This is a genomic window from Micromonospora lutea (assembly GCF_016863535.1).
Classification (GTDB): domain Bacteria; phylum Actinomycetota; class Actinomycetes; order Mycobacteriales; family Micromonosporaceae; genus Micromonospora; species Micromonospora lutea.
Map to the genome: position 1 here is coordinate 1 of NZ_BOPB01000062.1, position 509 is coordinate 509.

The following is a 509-nucleotide window of genomic DNA, read 5'->3' on the forward strand; positions in this document are numbered from 1 at the left end:
TTCGCCGTGACCGGCAACCGCTCCACCGCCACCAGATACGCCGGACGCATCGGCTCCGGCAGACGACCCACCAAATACCGACGCAACACCTCCGGATCCACCACATCAGGCTCGTCCGTCACGTAATACCCGACGATCTGCACACCCGTGGAATGCACCCGCGTAACCACCGCCGCACCAGTCACCCCCGGATGACCAGTAATCGCCGCATGCACCTCCGCCAACTCCACCCGATGACCACGAATCTTCACCTGATCATCAGTACGACCCCGATACTCCAACCTGCCATCGGGCAACCACCGACCCCGATCACCCGTGCGATACAACCGACCACCAGACCGACCAAACGGATCCGGCACGAACCGCTCCGCCGTCAAATCCGCCTGATGCAGATAACCCCGCCCCACCCCGACACCACCGATGTACAACTCCCCCACCACACCCACCGGCACCCGCCGCAAAAACCGATCCAGCACATGCACCACCGTGTTCCACACCGGAGACCCGAT

General features: G+C 63.1%; 1 protein-coding gene. It reads right to left on the reverse strand.

What is annotated here, in order from left to right; translation table 11 throughout:
- Positions 1–485, reverse strand: a 485-nt coding sequence (locus Vlu01_RS27350) for an AMP-binding enzyme (RefSeq protein ID WP_239096168.1), incomplete at its 3' end; no start/stop codon positions are given.
- Positions 486–509 lie beyond the last annotated feature (24 nt).